This is a genomic window from Cryptosporangium aurantiacum, from assembly GCF_900143005.1.
Taxonomy (GTDB): Bacteria; Actinomycetota; Actinomycetes; order Mycobacteriales; family Cryptosporangiaceae; genus Cryptosporangium; species Cryptosporangium aurantiacum.
Genome location: NZ_FRCS01000016.1, coordinates 140394 through 160782, shown reverse-complemented (window position 1 = coordinate 160782; position 20389 = coordinate 140394). Strand labels below are relative to the sequence as shown.

The window sequence follows — 20389 nt, the reverse complement described above, 5'->3', positions numbered from 1 at the left end:
ACTCCAACCCCGACATCGACGCTTCGGAAAAGTCACTCCCCGGACCCGCCACCGACCACCCTACGACCCCGGGCTTGACCTAGAGGGGTGCCAGAAGAGGGCGTCCATGGTCAGGGACCGCCGGAGTCCCCGGGAGCGATCGCACTCATAGGATGCCCGCATGTCCGTTGCCGGAGTGGTGCGCGAATGGAACGCCGAAGAGGGCTGGGGCGTGATCGACTCGGTCGAGACGCCTGGTGGGTGCTGGGCGCACTTCAGCCACGTCCAGGTCGTCGGCTACAAGGAGTTGCACGCGGGGCAGGCAGTGGAACTGACCTGGGAGACAGGGCCGCAGGACGGCTACTCGTTTCGTGCGGTGACCGTCACCCCACGATGACGTTTGTCGCCCGAGCACCCGCGCCTGGCGGCAGGTAAGTGCGCGGGGACTTCGGAGGATGCCGAGGCGTTCACGTCGGGATTTCGGAAGCCGTTCCGTATAGCAGATCCAGGGATCAGGGCAGGTGTCCACGCACCGCGATCCATACGGCGAGCTGATCCTTCTCAGGCCCGGACGGGAGGAGCTCGATCAGTCGGCTCAGATGCGCCGTCAGGTTCTTGTGCCTGCGTAGCAGGCCGATCTGCTCGACCGGCAATTCGCGCCAATTGATCGACATCGTCAGCGCGTCGGAGGGTTCGAGCGTCAACGCCGCAAGGGTGTCAGCGGCGATCTCCGTCGGCTTCACGGCTGGGTCAGCGTCGGGCCCGAGGTGCTCGGCAACCCAGGTGCGCAGGTGCAAGTCCTGGCTGATCTTTCGGGTTTGGCCCCACGCATCGTCGCTGCGCTGCCGGTCATTGGCCAGTAAGGCCAGCGCGGCCCATCGCCGACGATGATTCCTGGGTAGGTCAGACCGGTACGCCTGAGACTGGGCGACTTCCCGCACCGTCTCCAACACCGCCCCGCGGTGAACGGCAACGTAGACCTCGAGCTCTTCCACGGACCACCGGCTGAGCTCATGCGCCTGCTCGCCGGCCTCTGCGCCCTCGACCACGATGCTCCATCTCGCATGCTCAGTGCCGATGCGACGGTAGCGGCCCAGGCAAACTGGAAAGTAATCGGTCCTGATCGCCTGATCTCATCGCTGGCCCACCAGCCGAACGCGGCAGGAGTGCGCGGCGTTCCGCGCGACGGAATCACGCAGCTTGAAGTGGCTCAGCAAAAACTTGAAATGGCGGTCGCGCGCTCTACCGTCGATGTGGCGGTGGAGAGTAGACGCTGAAGCTGCCTTCTCCGCGCACCTGAGGCGTTGGGGGTCACGGTATGAATGTGCGGTGCTTCGGGCCGGGCACGTTGGCGTGGTGGATGAACGGTTTACACCCTGCCTACTGGCAGCAGGTGGTGGTGCAGCGGGTGTCACCCGACGGCCAGCAACTCGACATTTCGATGATCGACCGCCCGGACAAGGTGGTGATCGGGCGGGGCATATAACAGTGGACAGGCGGTGACCGGCCGCAGTACGGGCCGACATACCCATGCCCGGCGCAGCTCGTCATCTCAGGGTGGTTTGTGGCGTATCCGCTCAAGCGCCGACGTCGTCGCGTGATCCCCTGCGGGCCATGGCGAACGCTGAGCGGGTCGAGATCGCCGTCCCGGAGTACGTAATTCGGTTCAACACCGCCGCCTACCGCGAAGGCACCGACCTGCCGCTGGCCGACCTCGAAGACGTCCATCACCGAGACCGGTGAAGTCTGTGCTCGCCGGCCACTGTCCAGTCAAGATCAGCCAGGCGAGCCCGAGTGGACCGAGCGCCTTCCCGGTGAGGCCTACTGCGGCGACGAGCCAGCCGCGTTCAGGCACACGGGCGACCTCGAAGTACAGCAGCCCGTAGAGGCCGAGGACCATGCCGAGCGTCGCGAAGATCTGCGGGGTGTTCGACGGCGGAAGGCCGGTCAGCCGGAAGAACCGCTGCGGGTCGGCGACGGCGTACAGACCCCGGACGATGTTGTAGACGCCGGCTGCGGCGAATGTGATGCGGTGAAGCGGGCGGCGTCTCACGGGACGCGGCTCGCCGCGTGGCCCGGCCGCCACGGCCACCGCGCGAGCGGCCTCGGGAAGCCGGCGACGGCGTAGGCGTCCCGGATCGCGGAGACCAGCGTACCGACGGCGAGCGCCGTCAGCCCGATCCGCAGCCACAGAGGAACAGGCGGCGGGTACGCGATGAGCCCGGACGGCAGGTGCCACCAGTCGATCAGCACCGGAAGGAGGTTCGCCAGGATCGCGCCGTAGACGATCGCCATGATGGTGTGCGTCGTCCGCTCGCCGGGCAGGAGGCCGCCGAACGGCTTGCGGACCTGGTCCTCGACGATGAAGTCGGCGATCGTGATGCAGACCTCAATGACCAGCAGCAGCGCGAACGCTGCCGCCCAGGCTCCCCGCCAGGAGATCCATGGTAGGGTGCCGAACACGGCGACGTAGATGAAGCTGCGCCCGGCGTGCAGGACCAGTTCCGGGCGAAGGCCGGGCAGCTGCGCGGGGAGCTGCCCTCGGATCTCGTGGAAGTAGATCGTGTCGAAGGCGCCGAGCAGCCCGAGTGCCGCCAGCAGCCACAGGACCTCAGCCATCGCCGGCTTCCTCCTCGTGGACGTGTCCGCGGTAGGCCAGGAGCAGGCCGACCGACGGCACCCAGATCCGCGCGTCGACCTCGAACGTAGATCGGTCAGTGGGGCCGACGGTGGCCACGGCCGACGTGTGGGGTGCCAGGGCACGGGGCAGCGGGATCCGGACTGGGCCGATCCGCAGCGTGCCGCCGATCGGTGTGAATTCGAGGTGATCGAGCCGGACCGTCAGCCGCATCCGGATCTCGACTGGTCCCACTATTTCGGTCACGACGTCACCGGACCGCCGCTGTGTGCTGTCGAGGCGCCGACCACCGATGTCGCGAGCCCACAGCTCCCCACCGGTCGGCGAGCGCTCAATCCGGACGCGTAGCGGTACCTCGGTTCCGGTGGCGGGGAGTCGCAGTGCCGCCGCGAGCACACGCGCGGGCCAGCGTGCGCCACGGTGGACGTCGAGCGTCCCCGTGGCGGTGACCGGCCGATCTCCCAGATGGAAGCGCATGATCCACACGTCATGCCCGCTCATGGCCACTGACCCTACGGCCCGGCTCCGAAGGCACACCCGCACTGGCGAACGATCCGGCACCGATTGCAGCCCAACAGCGACCGGGCGTCGGCCTGGGAGCTGTGCGGATCGCCCAATTGGAACGGGAGATCCCGTCCTGACGAGCCGCTGGCGCCCTACGTGTTCTCCGGGTCGGCAGAAAGCGCCTGGCCGGGTCCGACGCTGATACTGAGCCGCTTCCGCTGAGTCGCGGATCAGGAGGCGTCCGGAATCGACCGGGATGCTGACGCCGGTGAAGTTGGACGCGAGGTCGGAGTTGAGCTAGAGCGCGGTGTTGGCGATGGCCTCCGGCGGGAGCCAGGTGCTGGCGCGCTGGATTCCGTTGCGTAGCCGTCGGCGATGAACTCTTCCTCGGTCCGAGCTTCCCGCCGGCGTCGACGACCACCGTGGTGCGTCGACCCCGCTGATACCGGCCGGGGAAGGCCCTTCATGGCGGGGTCACTTTCCGAAGCGCGGGCGGCTCGTCCGCGCCGAGCTACAGCTGATGACGGTGGCAGAGGGCGGGCGGCGGCTGCCGATTCCCCAGGCCGGAGTGCTGCGGCCACTCTGGGACATCGGTCTGCGAACATCCGCCGGCCACCCCGACCTGCGGGTGGCGCGAATCTGGGTGGAGAACGCCCGGGGACTGCTGCCCGGCGGTCGCGGACGGATCCGCTTGGCACCGCTGAGTCCGAGTGAGTGGCACGCTCTGCGTCCCGGTCAGCGACTCGCGATGCACGAAGGCACTCCACCAGTGGGAGTCGCCACGATCATCCAGATCTCCGCCTTCACCGAGTAACCGGCCGGAGCGGCTGGACACCCCGACCTCGCGGCATGAGCGCATTTGTGCCGGAACCCCGAGAGATCTGACCGGCCTGAATTAGCATCGCTGCCATGAGGAGCCGGAAGGTCCGGGCAGGGATAGTGCTGGCCTTGGTCGGTATTCTGACGGCCTGCGGAAACTCGGACCCAGGTCTGACGACAGCGACGACGTGCCGGCCTACATCAAGGAACTGAAATCCGTCCGGGACAAGGTATCTCGGGCAGCTTTCAGCGTCGACTTTCGTGGTGGAGTGGCGTGACTTCGACAAGGGCTACTGGTCGGGAACGCTGAACTCGAATGGCCAAGAATGGCAGTCGTCGAGCGAACTGAAGCTCCATGACGTGGTATATGCGCACCTGAAGTTCCTGCAGTCCGGTGGCGTGCGATACCACACGCAGAAGGGTCAGATCAATCTCACACAGTGGCATAGCTTTACCGGCAGTTACCTCGGCAACTACTTCTGGAAGCCGCCACCGGGGGACACTGTCGCCAAGCCCCTGAAACTACCCGAAGTCGATCCGCTGCAATACCTGGGCGTCGAGCAAGCGACCAATATCGCGCGCACCGACCTACCGGGCGGCGGTCACCGCTACATGCTGCGCAACGGCCAGTGGGTTCCCGAGGAGCCGCTCGGCCCGCGCCGAGAGACGGGATCTCTCGCCGGCCCGCTCACGGTAGATGTCGACGGCAGCGGGCGGCCGATCAAGTTGGACTTCCAGCCAATGGACAGCGAGTGGACCACGTACCGGGTGATCATGACAGTCCGCGACTTCGGTCGCGCTCTCACGATCACGCCCCCACCGGCCGATGAGGTCGTGCGGGGTGCGCCGTAGGCGCGAGATCGTCGATGTGAACGCATGATCAACTTGGATTTCGATGCAAGCGGGCCGCTTGATCGGTCTGGAGGTGCTGGACGCACGAGCGAAATTCGCGCCGGAGCTGGGTCGTAGGACGTGGCCTCGCGCGCGTTGGCTACTCGCCGCGGGCGGCGCGTTTCACCGCGTCGAGCGCGTCGGCCCGGAACCGGCGGGAGGACTCGGTGTGGGCGGCCAGCGCCTGCAGCTCGGTGCCCGCCCGGATCGCGGCGCGGGCGCCCCAGACGTCGAACGCGCGGTGCACCGAGCGTTTGTTGAGCTGGGTGAGGTCGCTGGGAATCCCGGCGATGCGGATCGCGACCGCCAGAACGGCTTCCTCGAGGTCCGCGGCCGGATACGCCCGGTTCGCGAACCCGATCCGCGCCGCCTCGACGCCGTCCACCGCGTCGCCGGTGAGCATCAGCTCCATCGCGCGCCGCAGCCCGAGCAGCACCGTGTGGTACTGCCAGTCCGGCGGGCTCGCGACCCGCACCACCGGGTAGCTGATCCGGGCGTCCTCGGCGACGTACACGAGGTCGCAGGCCGACGCCAGCTCGGTCGCGCCCGCGATCGCGTACCCGTGGATCTGTGCGATCACCGGCTTGGCGAGGTCCCAGACTCCGAACCAGTTGTCGTTGGCCTGGCGCGCCCACTGCCCGTCGCCCGGTGCGGCGTCGGCACCGTCCAGCAGCGACGTCGACAGGTCGTAACCGGACGAGAAGCACGGGCCGGCGCCGCGGACGATCGTCACCCGGACGTCCGGGTCCGCGTCGTGCGCGCGCAGCGCGCCGAGCAGCGCGGTCAGCAGTGCGGGGGAGAGCGCGTTGCGCTTCTCCGGCCGGTTGAGCGTCACCCGCCGGACGCCGTCGGCCGGCGCGTCCACGAGGAGAACATCGTTCATATCAGCTCCGCCATCAGCTCGAGTTCCGAAACGCCTCCGACGTCGACGATCACGCCGGTGACGCCGTCCGGCACGAACCCGGCGTTCCACCGCCGCCGGATCCGCGCCACCGACCCGAGCAGCGCGGACTGTTCCAGGTACTCCACCGGCACCGCCGCCTCGGCCTCGGCGCGGCGGCCGGCCCGCCACAGCTCGCCGATCCGGTCGGCGGCGTCGGCGAACCCGCGCCGGGCCATCGCGTCCCGGTGGTAGTTGTGGGACGCGCTGCCCATCCCGCCGACGTACATCGCGGTCAGCGGCCGCATCGCGTCGAGCGTGCCGCCGACGTCGTCGGTGATCCGCACGGTCGCGCCGGTGAAGACGTCGAAGCCCGGGCGGCGCATCGACGCCGGGACGCCGGACGGGCCGAGCCCCATCGGTAGCCAGCCGTCCGCCACCTCCGCGGCGAGTGCGGTGTTGCGCGGTCCGCCGGTGGCCAGCCAGAGCGGGATCGGCGCCGCCGGGTGGAGGATCGACCGCAGCGGCTTGCCCTGGCCGAGCGCTCCCGGTCCGGTGTAGGGGAGCTGGATCTCCGCGCCGTCGTGGCGCACCGGCTCGGCGCGGTCGAGCACCGCGCGGACGATCGTCACGTAGTCGCGCAGCCGGGCGTGCGGCCGCCCCCACGGCTGGCCGTACCAGCCCTCGACGATCTGCGGGCCGGACAGTCCGATGCCGAGGATCAGCCGCCCGCCGCCGGCCAGCGCGTCGATCGTCATCGCCTGCATGGCCAGCGTCGCCGGCGGCCGGGCGGCCAGCTGCACGACGGCCGTGCCGAGCGTGATCCGGCGGGTGTGCGCGGCCAGGTACGCCAGCGGGGTCAGCGCGTCCGCGCCGTACGCCTCGGCGGTCCACACCGAGTGGTAACCGAGCGCTTCGGCGCGGCGCACCAGGTCGAGCGGGACGTCCAACCGGGCGGCCCGGTACAGGTTGAGGCGCAGGCCCAGCTTCACGGCAGGATCCCCTCTCCGGGACCGGTGGCTCCGTACCGAGCGTCCGCCAGCTCGAGACCCGCGAGCAGTGCGTTCCGCAGGTCCCGCGGGTCGATGACGTCGTCGTACGCGAGGCTCGCCGCGCCGTTGAGCGATGCGGCGGCCTGCTCCCTGGCGAGCCGCGCCCGCTCGTCCGGATCGTCGATCGCGCTCGCGTCGGACGCCGCGGGCAGCGCCCCGAGCGTGATCGACGGGAACGCGAGCGTGACCGTCTGGCCGTCGAACGGGTTCATCGCCATCACCGACGAGCCGAAGCCGAACGCCTTGCGCAGCGTGACGTGCAACTTCGGGACGCGAAGCCGGTGCTGGACGGCGTAGAGGCGGGCGGCGTGTCGGAGGATCCCGCTGCGCTCGGCGCCGCTGCCCGCCAGCACACCGGGGTTGTCGGCGAGGAACACGCACGGCAGTCCGAACGCGCCGGCCACCTGCAGGAAGTGCGCGGCCTTGTCGGCGGCGTCGCTGTCGATCGTGCCCGCCCGCACGCTCGGGTCGTTCGCGACGATCGCCACGCTGCGCCCGCCGAGGAACGCCAGCGCGGTGACGATCGACGCACCGAACCCGGCCTGCACGACGAACAGGTCCCCGTCGTCGACGACCTCCTCCAGCACCGGTGTGATCGGGTACGGACGGCGCGGGTCCGGCGGGATCAGGCCGAGCACGTCGACGCGACGACGGCCGGTGTCGGCGCCGCGCCGCTCCGGCGGCGGTTCCCACGCGTTCGCGGGGAAGTGCGCCAGGTAGCGGCGGGCGCGCGCGATCGCGTCCCCATCGTCGTGGACGACGTCGTGCACGACGCCGCCGGTCGCCACCGCCACCGGAGGCCCACCGAGATCCTCCTTGGTGATCACCTCGCCGGTCGCCGACCGGACCAGCGGGGGCCCGGCGGCGAAGATCGACGCACTCTCGGTCATCACCACGTAGTCCGAGAGCGGCGCGAACAGCGCACCGTGCCCGGCCGACGCGCCGAGCACGAGGCAGACCAGCGGCACCCGCCCGGACAGGTCGACCATCCCGCCGAGGTCGCCGGGGCGCCGCCCGGGACGCCCGGCCTCGCTGACCCGGTGACCGGCCCCTTCCAGCAGCACCACCAGCGGCACGCGCTCCTGGGCGGCCAGCTGGCAGAGCCGGTACCGCTTGTCCGACGAGCTCGCGCCGATCGAGCCGCCGAGCACCGTAACGTCCTCGGCACCGGCCAGCACCGGGCGCCCGTCGACCCGGCCCCACCCGGCCACGAATCCGTCGGCGTTGACCGGCGGATCCTCGGCCGCGCCCATCAGCTGCCCCAGCTCGGTGAACGTGCCGGGGTCGAACAGTGCGGCGAGCCGGCCTCGGGCGTCCAGGCGGCCGCGTTCGGCCTGCCGGGCCAGCCGGGCCGGACCGCCCATGCCGGTCGCTGCGGCCTTCCGGCGCTCGATCTCCTCCAGCGCCGGGCCCCAGCCGTGCAACTCGTCCATCTAGTCGGCGATCTGCTTCTCGAGCTCCCGCTTCAACAGTTTTCCGGTCGCGCTGTAGGGCAACGCGTCGACGAACCGGACGTGCGCGGGCACCTTGTACGGCGCCAGCGTCTCGCCGGCCCAGGCCTGGATGTCGGCGACCGTGAGGTTCGGGGCCACGACGACGGCCATCACTTCCTGGCCGAGTTCGTCGTGCGGAACGCCGATGACCGCCGCGTCGAGCACGTCGGGGTGTTCGGAGAGGCGATTCTCGATCTCGATCGGGTAGATGTTCTCACCGCCCCGGATGATCATGTCCCGCAGCCGGCTCTCCAATTGGAGCATGCCGTCCACGACACGCCCGTAGTCGCCGGTGCGGTACCAGCCGTCGGCGTCGAGGACCGCGGCGGTGGCGTCCGGGTCGTTCCAGTAGCCGAGGAAGACGCTGGGGGTGCGGACGCGGATTTCTCCGATGCCGTCGTCTCCGACGTCGCCGAGCATGACCTCCGACGTCGGGGTCGCCAGGCCGATCGACTGCGGGTTGTCGACCATCCGCGCGCCCGCGATCGTGGTGCCCTGCCCGCAGGTCTCGCTCATCCCGAACCCCTGGGCCGGGCGGGCGCCCGGGATGACGCTCCCGAGCAGGACCGCGAGCTCGGTGGAGATCGGTGCCCCACCCATGCCGATCGTCCGTAACTGGCTGACGTCGTACCGCTGCGGGTCGGCGGCGACCATCCGCAGTAGCCGCAGCAGCTGGGTCGGAACGCCGGACCACTGGGTGACGCCGTAGCGGGTGGTCAGCTCGAGATGGACGTCCGGGTCCCAGCGGCCGCGCGGCGGGAACACCATCGCCATCCCGTTGAACGGCCCACCGGCCAGCAGCGGGGCGAGCCCGGAGATGTGGAAGAACGGGCTGACGACCAGCGCGACCGGCGGGCCGGGCGGCGGGTCGGTCTGTCCGGACAGGATCGCCTCGGTGTATCCGCGCAGTTGGCTGTCCTGGGCGAAGTTGACCAGCCCGCGGTGGGTGATCACCGCGCCCTTCGGCCGGCCGGTGGTGCCGCTGGTGAACAGGATCGAGACCGCGTCGTCCTCGGCCAGGTCCGGCGCGATCGGCGCGCCGGGCTTGTCCGCGTCGTGCGCGGCGAACAGCGCGGCGAACGTCACGGTAGGCACAGCCGGTAATTCCGTGTCACCGAGCCGCTCCAGCTGGCGGTCCTCACCGATCAGCAGTTTCGGTTCGGCCAGTTGGAGGCCGTGGCGCATCTCCGGCCCGGTCCACCAGCCGTTGAGGCTGACGCTGATCGCGCCCAGCCAGGCCACCGCCCAGAGCGTCACCGCGTATTCGAGGCTGTTGGGCCCGACCACCGCCACCCGGTCGCCGTGCCCGATGCCGTGCCGGTCGCGGAGCACCGCGGCGACCGCGGGGATCTCGCCGACGGTCTCCTTGTACGTGAGCCGGCGATCCGGAAAGACCAGGTAGGGCCGGTCGCCGTGCTGTTCGGCGGCAGCGAGCAGCAGGCCGGGCAGGTGCGGTGGGCGGCGTGCGAAGACGGTCAGCTCGACACCCCGGACGGATTCCCGGGTGAGTTCGAACGGGCTTCCCGGGCCGCAGAGGGCGGTGCGCATCTCGGACGGGAGGCGGTCGAGGTCGTTGGTCAGCATCGGTAGCCCTCCGGGGGAGCGTGGACGGCCTGAGGATTCTTTATTTTGTATAAAACGAGCGTCAGGAGTGTGCGGACTCCAAATACTCCGCGCGGAGCGCGCTCTTCTGCAGCTTGCCGGTCGGCAGCCGGGGCAGCGTCGCGCGGAAATCGACGCTGCGCGGCACCTTGAACCCGGCCAGGTGCTGCCGGACGTACGCGCGCAACTCCTCGGCCAGCTCGGCCGTCCCGTCGACGCCGGGCGCGGGCTCGACGACCGCGTGCACGAACTCGCCCATCTCCGGGTCGGGTAGCCCGATCACCGCGACGTCGCTGATCTTCGGGTGCAGCGCCAGGCACGACTCGATCTCGGCCGGGTAGATGTTCACGCCGCCGGAGATGATCGTGAAATTCTTCCGGTCGGTCAGGTACAGGTAGCCGTCCTCGTCGAGGTACCCGACGTCGCCGGTCGTCGTCCAGTTCGGGTAGGCGGGGTGCCTGCTCTCGGCGGTCTTCTCCGCCGCGCGGTGGTACTCGAACGGCGGGCCGTCCTGTCCGAAGTAGATCAGCCCCGGCTCGCCGGGCGGCAGTTCCCGGCCCTGCTCGTCGCAGATGTGCGGCTCCCCGAGGAGCGCCTTCCCGACCGACCCCGGGTGCGCCAGCCAGTCTTCCGGCCCGATGTAGGTCAGGCCCGCGCCCTCGGTGGCCGCGTAGTACTCGTGGACGATCGGCCCGAGCCAATCGAGCGTCTGCCGCTTGACGTCCGGCGGGCAGGGCGCCGCGGCGTGGATCACGTACCGGAGGCTGGACAGGTCGTAGGACCGCCGGACCTCCTCCGGCAGCTTGAGCAGCCGCACCAGCATCGTCGGCACCACCTGGACGTGTGTGACCCGGTAGCGCTCAATCACCCGCAGCAGCTCCTCGGCGTCGAACCGGGGCAGCTGCACGAGCGTGCCGCCCAGCTCGTGGACGCCGGCCGACCACTGCAGCCCGGCCGCGTGGTAGAGCGGCGCCGGGCACAGATACACGGTGTCGGGGCCCATGCCGAGCAGGAAGCCACCGAGCCGGGAGACGCCGGCCGCCTCCGGATCGGACACCTGCACGTCCCGCAACGCCCGGCGGATGCCCTTCGGTCGCCCGGTGGTGCCGGAGGAGTACAGCATCACCTGGCCGAGCGGCTGGTCGTGGGGCGGCGTGGCGTCGGAGGCGGCCAGCGCGTCGTCGTAGTTCGCGAAGCCCGGTGCCGTGCCGTCGATCATCAGCCGCACCGTGCAGCCCGGCACGGTCGCGACCGCCTCGGCCGCGGTCTGCGCCTGCTGCGCGGTCGTGACGAGCGCCCGCGCGCCGGAGTCGGCGATCAGGTACGCCGCCTCGGCCGGCGCGAGGTGCCAGTTCGCCGCGGTGAAGTACAGGCCGGACCGCATCGCGGCCCAGTAGACCTCGAAGAAGCGGAGATGGTTCTCGGCGAGCAGCGCGACTCCGTCGCCGCGCCGCAGACCGGCGGCGCGGAGGTGGGCAGCGAGCCGGATCGACCGGCGCTCCAGTTCCGCGTACGTGAGCGTCTGCCCGTCGGCCAGCACGACGGCCGGGTGATCCGGGCGAGTGGTCGCGTAGCTGCCTGGATAGACCATCGGACCTCCATGGGCCGGTGGATCGGCGCGAGCGCCTCGACAATATTGAAATCGAAGTCTATTTTCAAGGCATGTCGATCGGGGTGACCGAAGAGCAGCAGGAACTCAGCGCCGCGGTGCGCGGTTTCGCGGCCCGTCACGCGCCGGTGTCCGGTACTCGCGAGCTGTTCGCGGCGCTCGCCGCGGGGGAGCGGCCGGCGCACTGGGCCGCGCTGGTGGCGCAGGGCCTGCACGCCGTCCACCTGCCGGAGGAGAACGGTGGCCAGGGCGGCGGCCTCGCCGAGCTGGCCGTGGTGCTGGAAGAGACCGGCCGGGGACTGCTGCCGGGGCCGTTCGGCCCGACCGTGCTCACGTCCGCGGTGGTGTCCCGCGCCCCGGACGGCGCGGTCCGCACCGCGCTGCTGGACGCACTGGCCGGTGGGGTGACCGCCGCGCTGGTGCCGCCCGGCCTGACCGCCGAGGCCTCCGACGGCGGCTGGACGCTCAGCGGCCGCAGCGGCCCGGTGCTCGGACTGCTCGCCGCCGACGTGCTCGTCGTCGGTGCGGTGGCCGGTGACCGGACGGTGTGGCTGCGGATGGACCCGGCCGCCGACGGCGTGCGGCGCATCGTCGAGGAAGGCGTGGACCTCACTCGGGACGTCGGGCGGCTGGATCTGGACCGCACCGTGGTCCCGGCCGACGCCGAGCTGGTGGGCGTGGACGCCGACGCGGTGCGGTACCTGGTGACCGCGCTCAGCGCCGCCGAGGCGGCAGGCACGATGGCCTGGTGCGTCGCGGCGACCGTCGAGTACGCGCTGGTGCGGGAGCAGTTCGGGCGCCCGATCGGGTCGTTCCAGGCCGTCAAGCACAAGGCCGCGCGGCTGTTCGTCGCGTCCGAGCTCGCCGCGGCCGCGGCCTGGGACGCGGTCCGCAGCCTCGACCAGGCCGCCGACCAGCAGCGGCTCGCGGTCGGTGGCGCGGCCGTCGTGGCGCTCGGCCGGGCGGTGGACGCCGCGTGCGAAGCCGTGACGCTGTTCGGCGGTATCGGCTTCACCTGGGAGCACGACGTCCACCTGTACTGGCGCCGGGCGATGAGCCTGGCCGCGGTGACCGGGCCGACCGGCGTCTGGCAGGCGGAGCTCGGCGAGGCCGCGCTGACGTCCCGCCGGAGCAGCAGCGTCGCGGTGACCGGCGTGGACCCGGAGTTCCGCGCCCGCGTCGGAGCGGTCATCGACGCCGCGCTGGCCCACCCGGAGGACACCCACCGCGTGGGCGTCCACCACACCGGACCCCGCCGCACTCACCTCGCCGACGCGGGCCTGATCGCACCACACTGGCCCGCGCCCTACGGCTTGAACGCCACCCCGGTCCAGCAGCTGGTCATCGCCGAGGAGTTCGCCCGCCGCGACGTCACCCCGCCCTCGATCGTGATCGGCGACTGGGCGATGCCGACGATCCTCGCCCACGGCACCCCGGAGCAGGCCGAGCGGTTCGCCGCGCCGACGCTGCGCGGCGAGATCGTCTGGTGCCAGCTGTTCAGCGAACCCGGCGCCGGTTCGGACCTGGCCGGGCTGTCGACGAAGGCGGTGAAGGTCGACGGCGGCTGGCGGCTGGACGGGCAGAAGGTGTGGAACTCCGGCGCGCACCAGGCCGACTGGGGCATCTGCCTCGCCCGCACCGACCCCGACGTGCCCAAGCACAAGGGCATCAGCTACTTCCTCGTCGACATGCGCTCGCCGGGCGTCGACGTGCGGCCGCTGCGCCAGGCCACCGGCGCGTCGGAGTTCAACGAGGTGTTCCTCAACGGCGTCTTCGTGCCGGACGACTGCCTGGTCGGCGCACCCGGCGAGGGCTGGCGGCTGACGATCACGACGCTCGGCAACGAGCGGACGGCGATCAGCGCGACGATGGGCAGCGTCGACGAGGATCCGATCCGGGAGATCATCACGAAGAACCTCTACGGCGGCGCCAGGGCCGACGCGGTCCGGGCCCTCGGCCAGGTGCACGCCTACGGCAGTGCGGTCGCGGCGCTCAACCTCCGGGAGACGCTGCGGCGGCTCGCCGGGCAGCAGCCGGGCGCCGGCGCGAGCGTGGCCAAGGTGGCCTCCGCGCAACTGCACCGCGACGCCGCCGACGCCACGTTCGCACTGGTCGGCCCGGAGGCGGCGGTACGGGGTGGACCGGTGGACGTCGCCCGGCGCGAGCTGGGCACTCCGGCGCAGCTGATCGGTGGTGGCACGGTCGAAATCCAGCTGAACGTCATCGCTGAACGTGTCCTGCGCCTGCCACGTGGTTGATACCGGGCTGTCCAGTACGGTGCATCCGTAGAGTCGAGCAGAGGGCGAACGATGGCCGAGCAGACGCAGGGGACGACGAGCGGTCTCTCGGTGCAGGGGCTGCCCGCCTGGCAGCTCGCGCGCCGGGAGCGGATCGTCGAAGCCGGCCTGCACCTGCTGGAGAGCCAGGAGTACGACCGCATCCAGATCCGCGACGTCGCCCAGGAGGCAGGCGTCGCGCTCGGCACGCTCTACCGGTACTTCTCGTCCAAGGAGCACCTCTACGCGGCGGTGCTGCTGGAGTGGTCGGCGCTGGGCCGCACCGGCGAGCGCCGGGCGAAGCGGGGCAGCGCCGAACGTCACCTGCGGTCGCGGATCCGCGGGGTGATCACCGCGTTCGAGCGGCAGCCGCAGTTCTACAAGGTGCAGGTACTGCTGCAGAGCAGCACCGACCCGAACGCGAAGGCGCTGCTGAGCGAGTTCGCCGAGGCGGCACAGGTCAGCCTGGTCGAGGACTTCGCGGTCCTCGGCCCGGGGCGGGCCGAGGACGCCGCGACGATGATGTGGGCGATCATCCACTCGATGCTCACCCAGGCGATCCACCACGGCGTCGGGATGAGCGAGGTCTACCGGATCGCCGACGGTTTCATCGATCTGCTCGCCGACGACCTGCGCTAGGCGGCCTAGCACCCGGCGCCTTCGATGACCGGTTCGACGACGCGCTTCAGGTACGCCCGGAGGCGCGTTTCGTTCGACGTCCGTTTGGTGTCGTACATCAGTAGTGACAGCAACCACCGGACCAGCGTCTCGGTGATCTCGTCGAGATGCGGTTCCAGCCGCGGGTCGTAGTCGACGATCGGTTCGAGGATCGATCGGGTGAGCGCCAGTGACTCCTCGGTGAGCTTCTGGTCGACCGCCCACGGGTCGGTGCGGGCGTGGCTGATCGGGTAGAACGCCGGCTCCTTGCGGAACTCCCGGCGGGCGACGACCAGCGCCTCCACCGCGAACTCACCGGCGGTCCGGGCGCGGCGTCGCGCGGACGCCACGACCCGGCCCGCCACCGCGGCCCCGGACTTCTCCATCGCCGCGGAAACCAACGCGTCCCGGCTCGGGAAGTACGCGTAGACGGTCGGCCGGGAAACCCCGGCGCACGCCGCGACCGCGCTGATCGACGTCCGCTCCAGCCCGTACTGGCGAATGCACGTCAGCGTGGCGTCGACGATCGTGTCGCGCGCGGACATCCCCTCGGTCGCGCGCCCCGACCAGGGCGCGCGACGCGCTCCCTCAGAGCGATACACCGTGCGGCGTGGTCGGGCTGAACGCCACCGGCAGACCCTCGTACCCGCTGACGAACGTCGCCGGCCGCAGCGCGGGTTCGGTCTCCTCGGCCAGCCGCAGGTCCGGCAGCCGGTCGAGCAGCGCGGTGAAGATCGACTCCAGCTCCAGCCGGGCCAGCGAGGCACCCAGGCAGAAGTGCGACCCCACCCCGAACGCCAGGTGGTTGTTCGGGCTGCGGGTGAGGTCGAACCGGAACGGGTCGTCGAACACGTCCTCGTCGCGGTTCGCGGACGGGTAGAGCAGCAGGAGCTTCTGCCCTTTTTTCATCTGCTTGCCCCGGAACTCGAGATCACGAGTCACCGTGCGCGCCATGTTCCGGATCGGACTGACCCAGCGGAGCATCTCCTCGATCGCCGACGGCAGCAGGCTCCGGTCGGCCCGCAGGCGCTCCCACAGCGAGCGGTCGTGCAGCAGCTGGTACAGCCCGCCGGTGATCACGTGCCGCGTCGTCTCGTCGCCGCCGATCAGCAGCAGCAGCGAGTCGAAGTAGAGCGTCTGGTCGTCCAGCCGCTCGCCGTCGACCTCGGCGTTGACCAGCACGCCGATCAGGTCGTCGCCGCCGTTGGCCCGCCGGTCGGCGAGGACGCCGTTGAAGTAGTCCCCGTACTCGGCGGCCGCGGTCATCATCTTCTCGATCAGCACCGGGTCGTCGGCCTGTCCCTGCCCGCGCATCAGGTCGTCCGACCAGCGCAGCAGGTTGTCGTACTGGTCGGCCCGCACGCCCAGCTGGTCGCCGATGACGATCAGCGGCAGCCACGCCGCGATGTCCCAGACGAAGTCGCAGGAGCCGCGCTCGCAGACCCGGTCGATCAGCGCATGCGTGATCTGGTCGATCCGGGCCTTCTGGTCGGCGACCCGCCGCGGCGTGAAGCCCTTGCTGATCAGCTTCCGCCGCCGCAGGTGCACGGGGTCGTCCTGGTCGATCATCATCGGCGTCGCGTCCTGGTCGGGGCGGATGCCGCCGGCGCTGGAGAACAGCTCCGGGTGGACCGACACCTCCTTGACGTCGGCGTACCGGGTGATGCCCCAGACCTCGCCGTGCGGGTCCCAGTACACCGGGTCGTTCGCCCGCAGCCAGGTGAGCGCGGGGTGGGGGTCGGCGCCCCAGAAGGCGCCGACCGTCAGGCGGGGTTGGTCAACCGTGGTCAAGGTCGATCACCCCGCGGATGTTCCGCCCGGCGTGCATGTCCGCGTAGCCCTCGTTGATCTGGTCGAGGGTGTAGCGGCGGGTGATCATCTCGTCGAGCAGCAGCTGACCGGACTGGTAGAGCCGGAGCAGCGTCGGGATCTCCTTGCGGCCGTTCGAGGCGCCGAAGAGCGTCCCGCGGAGCTCCTTCTGCCAGATCGTCAGCTCGAACAGCGACATCGTGACCGTGGTGTCCTCCATCGGGGACACCGCCGTGATCACGACCCGGCCGCCCTTGGAGACCAGCGCCATCAGGCCCGCGACGTCGTCGCCCCTGGCGATCCCGACGGTGTAGATCGCGGCGTCGGCCATCATGCCGTCGGGGGTGATCTCCCGGAGCAGCTCGGTGGCCTCCGCGACGCTGGCGGCGGTGTGCGTGGCCCCGAAGATCTTGGCCTGCTCCCGCTTGAACTCGACCGGGTCGACCGCGATGATCTGCTCCGCGCCCGCGATGCGCGCGCCCTGCACCGCGGCGGCGCCGACACCGCCGATGCCGACCACGACGACGGTCTCGCCGGGCTGCACCTTCGCAGTGTTCACCGCCGAGCCGTACCCGGTCGTCACCCCGCAGCCGACCAGCGCCGCGACGTCCAGCGGAACGTCGTCGGGGATCTTCACCAGCGAGTGCTGGTTCATCACCGCGTACTGGCTGAACGTCGAGAGGAACACCATCGTGTAGACGTCCTGGCCGCGGGCGTGCAGCCGGGTGGTGCCGTCCAGGCCGACGCCGAGCATCAGCGTCCCGCCGACGTCGCAGAGGTTCGACCGGCCCTGCGCGCACCAGCGGCACTGCCCGCACGCGGGGATGAACATCGGCACCACGTGGTCGCCCGGCTTCAGCGACGTGACGCCCTCACCGACCTCCTCGACGATGCCCGCGCCCTCGTGGCCGCCGACGACCGGGAGCCCGGCGGGCATGTCCCCGGTGACCACGTGGTCGTCGGAGTGGCACATGCCGGTGTGGATCAGCTTGACGAGCACCTCGCCCGCCTTCGGCGGGTCGAGGTCGACCTCTTCCACGCTCCACGGCTGCTTGCGGTCCCACAGCACGGCAGCTCTGGTCTTCATCGACGCACGCTCCTCAGGACGCGGGGGTGTACCCGTAGGGAAGGTTCACGGACTGGTACTCGACGTACGCCGCGAGTCCCTCGGGGCCGAGTTCGCGGCCCAGGCCGGACTCCTTGAAGCCACCGAACGGCGCGCAGTTCTCGAGCATGAACGTGTTGACGTTGAACGTGCCGGTGCGGATCCGGCGTGCGATGCCCAGCCCGGCGTCCGCGTCGGCGGTCCACACCGAGCCCGACAGGCCGTAGCGGGAGTCGTTGGCGATCGCGACCGCGTCGTCGACGTCGCCGTAGGGGATCACCGACAGCACCGGGCCGAAGATCTCCTCCTGGGCGATCGTCATCTTGTTGTCGACGTCGGAGAAGACGGTCGGCTCGACGTACCAGCCGCGATCGAAGCCCTTCGGGCGTCCGCCGCCGAGCGCGACCGTGGCGCCTTCCTTCTTGCCCGCCGCGAGGAAGCCCTCGACCCGCTCGCGCTGGGTGGAGCTGACCAGCGGGCCGATCGTCGTCGCCTCGTCCAGCGGGTCACCGACGATCTGCGCCGCGACCTGCTCGACGACCGCGTCGACGACCTCGCGGTAGCGGTCCCGCGGTGCCAGGATCCGGGTCTGGGCGACGCACGCCTGGCCGTTGTTCATCAGCCCGACGTTGATGACCTGCGGCAGCGCGGTGGCCAGGTCGACGTCCGGAAGTAACACGGCGGCGGACTTACCGCCGAGCTCCAGCGTCACCCGGCGCAAATTCTCGCCGCACAGGCTCGCGATGCGGCGGCCGGCCGCGGTGCTGCCGGTGAAGCTGACCTTGTCGATGCCCGGGTGGGTCACCAGGTACTCGCCGACCGCGCGGTCGGCCGGAACGATGTTGACGACACCCGCCGGAATGCCTGCGGCCTCGATCGCCTCGCCGAGCAGCTGGGCGGAGATCGGGCTGGCCGGTGCCGGCTTGAGCACGACCGTGCAGCCGGCCGCCAGCGCCGGTGCGAGCTTGAGCATGCTGACGTAGATCGGCACGTTCCACGGCACGATCGCCGCGACCACACCGACCGGAGCGCGCCGCACGACCGTGGGGCCGAGCAGCCCGGCGCGGGTCTCCTCCCAGGCCGTCTCGCGGGCCAGGCCGGTGAAGAAGTCCAGCGCCATCGTCGCGGCGAGCACCTGGCCCATCCGGGAGAACCCGAGCGGCGAGCCCATCTCGGTGCTGATCGTGCGCGCGAAGTCCTCGGTGCGCTCGTTGATGATCGCCGAGAGCCTGGCCATCGCGTCGGCCCGCTCGTCGCCGGTGGTCCGCGACCACGGGCCTTCGTCGAAGGCCTTCCTGGCGGCGGCGACCGCGGCGTCGACGTCCGCCTTCGACGCTTCCGGCACGCGGCCGACGACTTCTTCGGACGCCGGGGAGACGACGTCGAATACCTGCTTCTCAGCCGGGGCGACCCACTCGCCCCCGATGTACAGCGTGTCGTACGTGAGCATGTGCGGCTCCTCGTTCAGACGGGAGTTCTCAATGGACTCGCCGGTCGGAACCGGCCCAGTACTGCTCGCGGAGTGCCTTCTTGTCGGCCTTGCCGACCGGGGTGAGCGGCAGGGACTCCGCGACGTCGACGGACTTCGGGGCGTGAATCGGGCCCTTGCGATCCCGGACCAGCGCGATCAAGGCCTCCGCGTCGATCTCCGCGCCCGGCCGCGGGACGACGACGGCCTTGACCGCCTCACCCCACTTGTCGTCCGGGACGCCGATCACCGCGGCCGCGGAGACGTCGGGGTGCGTGGTGAGCACGTCTTCGACCTCGCGCGGGAAGACGTTGAAACCGCCGGAGACGATCATGTCCTTCGTGCGGTCGACGATCGTCCAGTAGCCGTCCTCGTCCTCGCGGGCGACGTCGCCGGTGTGCAGCCAGCCGCCGCGGAACGCCTCGGCGGTCTCCTCCGGCAGCTTGTTGTACCCGTTCATCACCAGCGGGCCCTGGACGCAGATCTCGCCGGCCTCGCCGCGCGCCACCGGCTCGCAGTTCTCGTCGAGCAGCGCCGCGCGGACCCACGGCACCGGACGCCCGCAGGTGGCCAGCTTGTCCGGCGTGTGCTCCTCCTTGCGGAGCACGGTGACCGTCATGGGTGCCTCGTTCTGCCCGTAGAACTGGTAGAACACCGGGCCGAACCGGTCGATCGCCTGCTGTAACCGCGCCGGTGACGCCGCCGAGGCGCCGTAGAACACGGTCTCCAGGCTGGACGTGTCGGCGGTCGCCAGATCGGGGTGGTCGAGGATCGCGTAGAGCATCGCCGGCACGATCATCGTCGAGGTGATCTTGTGCTCGGCCACGGCGGCGATCCACCCACCGGGCGTGAAGCCGGGCAGCACGACGAACGAGCCGCCCTTCAACAGGACCGGCAGCGTGAACGCCGCGGCGGCGTGCGACAGCGGCGCCGCGACCAGGAACCGGACCTCGTCGGGGAACTGCCACTCGGCCATCTGGATCCGGGTCAGCTCCGCACCGCCCCGGTACGTGCCGAGCACACCCTTCGGGCGGCCGGTGGTGCCGCCGGTGAACGACATCGACGAGATCGACTCGGGATCGACCTGCGGGGCCACCAGCGGTTCCGGCGCGAACCGCGCAGCTAGCGCCGGGAGGTCCTCGGCGAGGTCGGACGGGCCGAGCGCGAGCAGCCGCTCGAGTCCCGGCGCCTTCTGTTTCAGCGCCGCGACGTGCTCCTCCAGCGCCGGATCGAAGACCAGCGTGTGGATCTCCGCGTTGTCCAGCACGTACGCGTGGTCGTCGAGCGAGCCCAGCGGGTGCAGCGGCGTGCCGCGGGAGCCCGCCAGCATGCCCGCACCGGTCGCGAACAGGACCTCGGGCCGGTTGCGGGCCAGAATGGACACCCCGTCGCCGGGGCCGAGCCCGATCGACCGGTAGGCCTGGGTCCAGCGGCTGACCGCTTCGCGGTAGCCGCGGTAGGTGATGGTCTCGCCGTCGACCAGCACCGCCGGCCGGTCGTCGTATCGGTTGAGCGCGGTGACCAGGAGGTCCGGCATCAGGGGCGGGGAATGCAACGACGTTGTCGACATGGTCGCCTCGTACCGTCGAGGCCGGGACGTGGCCCGG

21 protein-coding genes are annotated in these 20389 nt (G+C 70.7%); 8 read left to right on the top strand and 13 right to left on the bottom strand.

The window, feature by feature from the left end; translation table 11 throughout:
- The first annotated feature begins 160 nt into the window (after positions 1–160).
- A complete protein-coding gene (locus tag BUB75_RS35830; protein ID WP_073263751.1) occupies positions 161–376 on the top strand; it encodes a cold shock domain-containing protein in 216 nt (71 codons plus the stop codon).
- 115 nt (positions 377–491) lie between these two features.
- Here the strand turns inward: BUB75_RS35830 and BUB75_RS35825 are convergent, their stop codons facing one another.
- Positions 492–1028: a hypothetical protein gene (locus BUB75_RS35825; RefSeq protein ID WP_073263749.1), complete on the bottom strand. Its 537-nt coding sequence runs from the start codon at positions 1026–1028 to the stop codon at positions 492–494.
- Between the two features lie 15 nt (positions 1029–1043).
- On the opposite strand from BUB75_RS35825, the gene BUB75_RS45775 reads away from it, so the two are divergent.
- The 3 genes from BUB75_RS45775 to BUB75_RS48280 all read left to right on the top strand — a co-directional run bounded on the left by BUB75_RS45775 (position 1044) and on the right by BUB75_RS48280 (position 1722).
- The gene (locus tag BUB75_RS45775) at positions 1044–1256 is read left to right on the top strand and encodes a hypothetical protein (RefSeq protein ID WP_143175631.1); all 213 of its coding nucleotides are present in this window, start codon (positions 1044–1046) and stop codon (positions 1254–1256) included.
- Positions 1257–1339: 83 nt separating this feature from the next.
- Positions 1340–1465 carry a hypothetical protein gene (locus BUB75_RS48285; protein ID WP_281248425.1) on the top strand — a complete coding sequence of 42 codons (126 nt, stop codon included), beginning with the start codon at positions 1340–1342 and terminating at the stop codon, positions 1463–1465.
- A 128-nt stretch (positions 1466–1593) separates the two neighbouring features.
- Positions 1594–1722 carry a hypothetical protein gene (locus tag BUB75_RS48280; protein WP_281248424.1) on the top strand — a complete coding sequence of 43 codons (129 nt, stop codon included), beginning with the start codon at positions 1594–1596 and terminating at the stop codon, positions 1720–1722.
- Between the two features lie 306 nt (positions 1723–2028).
- Here BUB75_RS48280 and BUB75_RS35820 read toward each other — a convergent pair whose 3' ends face one another.
- Positions 2029–2598, bottom strand: a complete 570-nt coding sequence (locus BUB75_RS35820; RefSeq protein ID WP_073263747.1) for a hypothetical protein — start codon at positions 2596–2598, stop codon at positions 2029–2031.
- Positions 2591–3118 (bottom strand): DUF4166 domain-containing protein, encoded by a 528-nt coding sequence (locus tag BUB75_RS35815; protein ID WP_073263745.1) that lies wholly within the window; start codon positions 3116–3118, stop codon positions 2591–2593. Before BUB75_RS35815 ends, BUB75_RS35820 begins: the two co-directional genes overlap by 8 nt.
- A gap of 523 nt (positions 3119–3641) precedes the next feature.
- Here BUB75_RS35815 and BUB75_RS35810 point away from each other — a divergent pair.
- Both BUB75_RS35810 and BUB75_RS35805 read left to right on the top strand, forming a co-directional pair.
- Positions 3642–3935 (top strand): hypothetical protein, encoded by a 294-nt coding sequence (locus tag BUB75_RS35810; protein ID WP_073263743.1) that lies wholly within the window; start codon positions 3642–3644, stop codon positions 3933–3935.
- Between the two features lie 269 nt (positions 3936–4204).
- Complete coding sequence (locus BUB75_RS35805) at positions 4205–4792, top strand: hypothetical protein (protein WP_073263741.1); 588 nt, start codon at positions 4205–4207, stop codon at positions 4790–4792.
- Positions 4793–4931: 139 nt separating this feature from the next.
- Here the strand turns inward: BUB75_RS35805 and BUB75_RS35800 are convergent, their stop codons facing one another.
- The 5 genes from BUB75_RS35800 to BUB75_RS35780 all read right to left on the bottom strand — a co-directional run bounded on the left by BUB75_RS35800 (position 4932) and on the right by BUB75_RS35780 (position 11449).
- Positions 4932–5714, bottom strand: coding sequence for an enoyl-CoA hydratase-related protein (locus BUB75_RS35800; RefSeq protein WP_073263739.1), 783 nt, complete (start codon positions 5712–5714; stop codon positions 4932–4934).
- A complete protein-coding gene (locus tag BUB75_RS35795; RefSeq protein WP_073263737.1) occupies positions 5711–6703 on the bottom strand; it encodes an LLM class flavin-dependent oxidoreductase in 993 nt (330 codons plus the stop codon). The genes BUB75_RS35800 and BUB75_RS35795 overlap by 4 nt, the downstream gene beginning before the upstream one ends.
- Positions 6700–8196, bottom strand: coding sequence for an acyl-CoA carboxylase subunit beta (locus BUB75_RS35790; protein WP_073263735.1), 1497 nt, complete (start codon positions 8194–8196; stop codon positions 6700–6702). Before BUB75_RS35790 ends, BUB75_RS35795 begins: the two co-directional genes overlap by 4 nt.
- Positions 8197–9840 carry a class I adenylate-forming enzyme family protein gene (locus BUB75_RS35785; RefSeq protein ID WP_073263733.1) on the bottom strand — a complete coding sequence of 548 codons (1644 nt, stop codon included), beginning with the start codon at positions 9838–9840 and terminating at the stop codon, positions 8197–8199. It abuts the gene before it with no gap.
- A 61-nt stretch (positions 9841–9901) separates the two neighbouring features.
- The gene (locus BUB75_RS35780) at positions 9902–11449 is read right to left on the bottom strand and encodes an acyl-CoA synthetase (protein ID WP_073263731.1); all 1548 of its coding nucleotides are present in this window, start codon (positions 11447–11449) and stop codon (positions 9902–9904) included.
- 71 nt (positions 11450–11520) lie between these two features.
- Between BUB75_RS35780 and BUB75_RS35775 the strand changes: the two genes are divergently transcribed.
- The gene (locus BUB75_RS35775; protein ID WP_073263730.1) at positions 11521–13725 is read left to right on the top strand and encodes an acyl-CoA dehydrogenase family protein; all 2205 of its coding nucleotides are present in this window, start codon (positions 11521–11523) and stop codon (positions 13723–13725) included.
- Positions 13726–13776: 51 nt separating this feature from the next.
- The gene (locus tag BUB75_RS35770) at positions 13777–14382 is read left to right on the top strand and encodes a TetR/AcrR family transcriptional regulator (protein WP_073263728.1); all 606 of its coding nucleotides are present in this window, start codon (positions 13777–13779) and stop codon (positions 14380–14382) included.
- 5 nt (positions 14383–14387) lie between these two features.
- Here BUB75_RS35770 and BUB75_RS35765 read toward each other — a convergent pair whose 3' ends face one another.
- The 5 genes from BUB75_RS35765 to BUB75_RS35745 are packed head-to-tail and all read right to left on the bottom strand — an operon-like array spanning position 14388 to position 20319.
- Positions 14388–14945, bottom strand: a complete 558-nt coding sequence (locus tag BUB75_RS35765; RefSeq protein ID WP_084742121.1) for a TetR/AcrR family transcriptional regulator — start codon at positions 14943–14945, stop codon at positions 14388–14390.
- A gap of 43 nt (positions 14946–14988) precedes the next feature.
- Positions 14989–16191 (bottom strand): cytochrome P450, encoded by a 1203-nt coding sequence (locus BUB75_RS35760; RefSeq protein ID WP_073263724.1) that lies wholly within the window; start codon positions 16189–16191, stop codon positions 14989–14991.
- Positions 16178–17296: an NDMA-dependent alcohol dehydrogenase gene (locus BUB75_RS35755; RefSeq protein WP_073263722.1), complete on the bottom strand. Its 1119-nt coding sequence runs from the start codon at positions 17294–17296 to the stop codon at positions 16178–16180. The genes BUB75_RS35760 and BUB75_RS35755 overlap by 14 nt, the downstream gene beginning before the upstream one ends.
- 13 nt (positions 17297–17309) lie before the next feature.
- Positions 17310–18764: an aldehyde dehydrogenase gene (locus BUB75_RS35750; RefSeq protein ID WP_073263720.1), complete on the bottom strand. Its 1455-nt coding sequence runs from the start codon at positions 18762–18764 to the stop codon at positions 17310–17312.
- A 28-nt stretch (positions 18765–18792) separates the two neighbouring features.
- On the bottom strand, positions 18793–20319 hold the full coding sequence (locus tag BUB75_RS35745) for an AMP-binding protein (protein WP_218617970.1): 1527 nt from the start codon (positions 20317–20319) through the stop codon (positions 18793–18795).
- Positions 20320–20389 lie beyond the last annotated feature (70 nt).

Excerpts from the sequence above, each read along its gene's own strand:
- BUB75_RS35830 (WP_073263751.1), top strand. The coding sequence starts at position 161 with ATGTCCGTTGCCGGAGTGGTGCGCGAATGGAACGCCGAAGAGGGCTGG.
- BUB75_RS45775 (WP_143175631.1), top strand. The coding sequence starts at position 1,044 with ATGCTCAGTGCCGATGCGACGGTAGCGGCCCAGGCAAACTGGAAAGTA.
- BUB75_RS48285 (WP_281248425.1), top strand. The coding sequence starts at position 1,340 with ATGAACGGTTTACACCCTGCCTACTGGCAGCAGGTGGTGGTGCAGCGG.
- BUB75_RS48280 (WP_281248424.1), top strand. The coding sequence starts at position 1,594 with ATGGCGAACGCTGAGCGGGTCGAGATCGCCGTCCCGGAGTACGTAATT.
- BUB75_RS35820 (WP_073263747.1), bottom strand. The coding sequence starts at position 2,598 with ATGGCTGAGGTCCTGTGGCTGCTGGCGGCACTCGGGCTGCTCGGCGCC.
- BUB75_RS35815 (WP_073263745.1), bottom strand. The coding sequence starts at position 3,118 with ATGAGCGGGCATGACGTGTGGATCATGCGCTTCCATCTGGGAGATCGG.
- BUB75_RS35810 (WP_073263743.1), top strand. The coding sequence starts at position 3,642 with ATGACGGTGGCAGAGGGCGGGCGGCGGCTGCCGATTCCCCAGGCCGGA.
- BUB75_RS35800 (WP_073263739.1), bottom strand. The coding sequence starts at position 5,714 with ATGAACGATGTTCTCCTCGTGGACGCGCCGGCCGACGGCGTCCGGCGG.
- BUB75_RS35790 (WP_073263735.1), bottom strand. The coding sequence starts at position 8,196 with ATGGACGAGTTGCACGGCTGGGGCCCGGCGCTGGAGGAGATCGAGCGC.
- BUB75_RS35785 (WP_073263733.1), bottom strand. The coding sequence starts at position 9,840 with ATGCTGACCAACGACCTCGACCGCCTCCCGTCCGAGATGCGCACCGCC.
- BUB75_RS35780 (WP_073263731.1), bottom strand. The coding sequence starts at position 11,449 with ATGGTCTATCCAGGCAGCTACGCGACCACTCGCCCGGATCACCCGGCC.
- BUB75_RS35775 (WP_073263730.1), top strand. The coding sequence starts at position 11,521 with ATGTCGATCGGGGTGACCGAAGAGCAGCAGGAACTCAGCGCCGCGGTG.
- BUB75_RS35770 (WP_073263728.1), top strand. The coding sequence starts at position 13,777 with ATGGCCGAGCAGACGCAGGGGACGACGAGCGGTCTCTCGGTGCAGGGG.
- BUB75_RS35765 (WP_084742121.1), bottom strand. The coding sequence starts at position 14,945 with ATGTCCGCGCGCGACACGATCGTCGACGCCACGCTGACGTGCATTCGC.
- BUB75_RS35755 (WP_073263722.1), bottom strand. The coding sequence starts at position 17,296 with ATGAAGACCAGAGCTGCCGTGCTGTGGGACCGCAAGCAGCCGTGGAGC.
- BUB75_RS35750 (WP_073263720.1), bottom strand. The coding sequence starts at position 18,764 with ATGCTCACGTACGACACGCTGTACATCGGGGGCGAGTGGGTCGCCCCG.
- BUB75_RS35745 (WP_218617970.1), bottom strand. The coding sequence starts at position 20,319 with ATGCCGGACCTCCTGGTCACCGCGCTCAACCGATACGACGACCGGCCG.